The organism is Candidatus Protochlamydia sp. R18, assembly GCF_000648255.1.
Lineage (GTDB): Bacteria > Chlamydiota > Chlamydiia > Chlamydiales > Parachlamydiaceae > Protochlamydia > Protochlamydia amoebophila.
Genome location: NZ_BASL01000597.1, coordinates 1 through 4,292 on the forward strand (window position 1 = coordinate 1; position 4,292 = coordinate 4,292).

At 35.6% G+C, this 4,292-nt stretch carries 2 protein-coding genes and 2 pseudogenes; 2 read left to right on the forward strand and 2 right to left on the reverse strand.

All coding sequences use genetic code 11. The features are described from left to right. Window positions 1-1,155 (reverse strand): annotated as a pseudogene (locus tag TY19_RS00770) (DUF294 nucleotidyltransferase-like domain-containing protein); the annotation flags it as partial. A gap of 302 nt (window positions 1,156-1,457) precedes the next feature. After that, window positions 1,458-1,610, reverse strand: a complete 153-nt coding sequence (locus tag TY19_RS16060; protein WP_158383083.1) for a hypothetical protein — start codon at window positions 1,608-1,610, stop codon at window positions 1,458-1,460. Window positions 1,611-2,066: 456 nt separating this feature from the next. On the opposite strand from TY19_RS16060, the gene TY19_RS11445 reads away from it, so the two are divergent. Beyond that, window positions 2,067-3,527, forward strand: a complete 1,461-nt coding sequence (locus tag TY19_RS11445; RefSeq protein WP_052354703.1) for an ankyrin repeat domain-containing protein — start codon at window positions 2,067-2,069, stop codon at window positions 3,525-3,527. A gap of 515 nt (window positions 3,528-4,042) precedes the next feature. After that, a pseudogene (locus tag TY19_RS12535) lies at window positions 4,043-4,206 on the forward strand (IS1 family transposase); the annotation flags it as partial. Window positions 4,207-4,292: the final 86 nt, after the last annotated feature.

Below are 4,292 nucleotides of genomic sequence, written 5' to 3' on the forward strand. Positions count from 1 at the left end.
AAAAACGGGCAATCCTTGCGCTGGATCTTCTCCCAAGGCTATTATTTGTAGTTCTAACAAGCGAGCTAATTTCACAAAGTAGGGTCGATACTCAATTGTTTCAATGAGAATGCACCATTCCAAGTCTGAATAGGGGCAGACCTCTTCTTTGGCTAGGGACCCCATTGCTCGTAAATCATACAAGCAAGGAGGATCTCCTAAAATGGCAATGGCATCTTCAACTAAAGCGTGCAGAAAAGAAAGCAAATGTGCAGAAACTTCTTTTTGCAAAGCGCGCACCTCTTCTATTGTGAATTTTTGCAGGTTGATCGTCTGATACAACGCGCGAAAGTTTTCGCGATATGTATCCAATTTTTTTCGATATTTAGCAGTGATAAAACAAGTTGTGGGAAGAGATTTACTATTTAAGTAAGAGCGCATCGTTTCATTTCGAATACCCAAACCTCTTGCCTGTACCCACTCTAGTCCTCGAATTTTTAACGTATTCGAGATAAATGCCTGCACCTGTTTATAGAATAATTTAATCAAAGCATGCTTTTCAACCTCGCAACAAATAGGTTCAAAGCGTGTTTCAAGATCAGTGACGAGTTGTATAACTTGCTGGCTGTCATCTTTCCCCAACGCTAGTTCTAAGCGCTGCTTAAAAAAGCTAAAAGACGTTGAAGCGGCTTTAAAAATTCGCGAAGACAAACACTGAAGATCTGAGGAAGCCTTCGAAATAGTCTGAGCTTTTCCTACATAATGAATGGCATCAATAAAATAACTCAGTTGTTTATTTTCTTGCTTTTCTTGTTTCCCTTTTTTGTAGTGCCACTTGGCGAACTCAATAGCTAGCAGCTGTTGCTCTTCTACAAAGCAAGGATCTGCTGTCAAATTGAGTAGTAAACGTACACTCTCATTTATCTCTTGGGGTGTCTCTATCACAGGAATAAGCGTCAAGAGGCAGGCAAAAATTTTTTCAAGGACTTCTTTTTCCACCTGAGATGGCAAAGAGGCCATAAAAACATTAAACTTCTCAGTGGCTTTTGAATATTTATGTTTTGCAATAGCATCCAAAACCGTATCAAGGCTATCTACTAAGTCTCGGAATTTCGATGGCTGCTCAACAAATGAGAGGGAAGAGAATAGGGAGGGGATAGAATGAGTGCTTTGCATGATTTGACTATCCTTTGATTTTTTTTATTTGTAATGAAAAGACAGTAGCAAAAAAAATACCCCTAATCAATTTGAAATTTGAAAAATTTATTATGAAATTTTAACCGACTGAAGAGAGAAAGTTAGGTTGCTAGAGTTTGGTTCAAGTATTGCAGCTTTAAATTTAGCTCACTAAGGGGTCAATTCAAAATTTTCAAGCTAAAAGATAAAAATTCTACTTTAGCCGATGCGAGGCTTCACCATTTTCACTCAACTTCATTAGCAACTATGCTTTTTCGAAAGTGAGAGTTTATTCGCTCCCATCAACTAAAAAGATGTGTTGTTGTTCGTTTGCCTTTAAATCCATCGCCAAACTTTTGTTCTTCGCCTTTGTCAATTAAAAAAACCATAACAGCCAAGCATTGCCAATTCAACGTATCTGCCAGCTTTGCTGAATCTAGTGGGACTTGCAGCACTCGATTTAACGCTTCATCTTTCTGTCATCTACCTAAATTATTGTGAGCTCCAGGTCTTGATTCCCATTGTTTACCCTCAGTTATATCGCACCAACGTAAACGTTATGAGTATCCAAAAAGAGGGTATTATAAATTTTTTTGTGGGTATGTGAATATTCTTTGCTTCACATCTCTAGCTCTTTAGACATTAATGATCCTAAAATTCGCCATTAGGGTTCAAATCTTCTTGCATCTCCTATTTTACTAAAAAAGAGGGTAATTTTATTAAAGCGATTCAAAACTATCCATTAATCAAAAAAATTTCATCATAGATTCAGGCTTGTTCTAAGTTAATTCTTTTTTTTTAAAATTTATTGAGTCGAATATCTTGCCTCTAATAAAGTAAAAAATGTTTTAGCTGACAAATTGTGTGATTTGTCAAATCCTAGAACTTAAATTATTTTAAAGGATTAGATTATGAGTTGTCCTCCCATCATCCATCGTGATGCCTCTTTAAATAACGTGAGTACTCAATTGCATGTACTTGAAAAAAAAGTTTTTCATTTACAAAGTGTCATTCAAATTATGGATAGTACTTTGAGAGAAAGTATTAGCCTTTCTGCAGAAGTAACGAAATGTCAACTAGAAGCGGTTAAACAATTGAGGCAAAGACAACAAAACTCACTTGTAGAAAATAGCTTGCCTGAAGGGCATTATGAAATTATACAAGATGAACTTGAGACTGAAGCTGATGGAGAAATAAAACTATCCTTGAATCAGAGAACTCTTTTTGAAGACATTGATGAAAAAATTCGCCAACTTCGAGAAGATTATTTATTTAACTATGACGGCCTTCTTCAAGCTAGAGAAGCTATATTTTTTAATGGAAACTTGGTTGTGCTTGACGGGCAAAAACGACAAGAACTGATGCAGACTTTTGCAGAGAGATTGGATGAAAAACTTCTAAAATCTAGGGAAGGATTCCAAATAGATGACATCGCAGATTTAAAACAACTTAAGAAGGAATTAAAGGAAAATTTTAGAAAACAAGAGCAAGAATATCAAGAATTATTTGCAAGAAAGCAAGCTTTAACCATGCAAGAATATGAGCTGAGGAAAGAGCTCGAGCCTCAATTAGAAAAATTAAAAGCAGAAAAAAATAGTTTGCTTTCACAATTAAAAGTTTGTGATATTTTCACAGCTTGTCAATTAAATGATGATGAATTTCTTGAACAAGAACTTGCCAAACTGGGGATTTGGAATCTATTCACACGTCCTTGTAGTAAAGAAGCTTTTGTCAATCAAGTTCATGCGAGTGGATTTACACCCTTGCATTCAGCTTGTTATCATAATCATCTTAAAATTGTAAAAATTTTGCTGAAAAATGGAGCTAATGTAGCTGCTTTAGATAGGTATCAATACCAACCTATTCATTGGGCTGCTAAAAAGGGTGCATATTCCGTCGTTAAATATCTCCTTGATAGAATGGATAGAGATAATAAAAAAGGTTTGGTCAATGCACTAGGAGAGTATGGAAGAACTCCTTTACACATGTCTGTCTTTAATGGAAGAGTGCAGACAACGCAATTATTGATTAAGGAAGGGGCTAATATCAATGCACAGGCTAGTTTAGATGAGCATTTGCTCACTCCCCTTCATTATTCTGTTATCCAAGGAAATGTTAAAATGGTCAAGATTTTAACTTTCTATGACGAATTAGATGTCTGCGTAAAAGACTCAAAGGGATATACACCCTTGTATCACGCTGTAACCGATGGTTATGTACCTATCGTAGAATATCTTTTAAACCACCGAAGTTGGTGTAATCCTTTAGATTCTCAAGATCCCAATTCTTTAGAAAGCCTTGTAAAAGCACCTAAAAGAAAAAATGAAGAGGATATTCAAAGATTATTATTTCTAAAATTTCCAACGCAATAGGGACCAAAATCATTACTTCAGTCTAACCTGGAGTAATGATTTAGCAATGCAAAAAAGTCAATTTTAGTCGATGCGAGACTCCCCCCATTTTCACTCAACTTCATTATCAACTATGCTTTTTCGAAAGTGAGACTTGATACGTTCCTATCAATTAAAAAATGTGGTGTTGTTTTTTTGTCTTTAAATTCTTCGTTAAACTTTTGTTCTCCGTCTTTGTCAATTAAAGAAACCATCAGCAGCCAAGGATTGTCAGTTTGACGTATCTGCCAGCTCTGCTAAATCTACTGGGTTTGCAGTATTAATCTACGACCTCATCTTTCTGTCATTTACCTAGATTATTTTGCGCTCCAGGTCTTGGCGTTCGTTGTCTATCCTTTAAGGATATCGCATCAACGTAAGCGTTATGAGTATCCCCAAAAAAGATATTATATTTTTTTTTATAGTGTACTATGAGTAATCTTTGCTTCGCATCTCTAGCCTTAGGCATTAATGATCCTAAAATTTGCCATTATAGTTCTAAACTTGAAAGAGATGAGCGATGGAGTTTTGTCGGAAATAAGAAAAATGATCAGTGATTATGGCTTATCTTGCAAAAAAAAGTCGCCAAGTGCTTGCTAGGCAAGTGGGTCCTCGAGATAAAAAAACCGCTGAGCTTGTTTTTGCAAAACTACCGAAGTCTTAAAAAAACTCTATAGTTAATTGAATCTAATTGTGCACTTATATGCATATTTGACAAAAGGAATAATCAATGGCTTTTGCAAGATT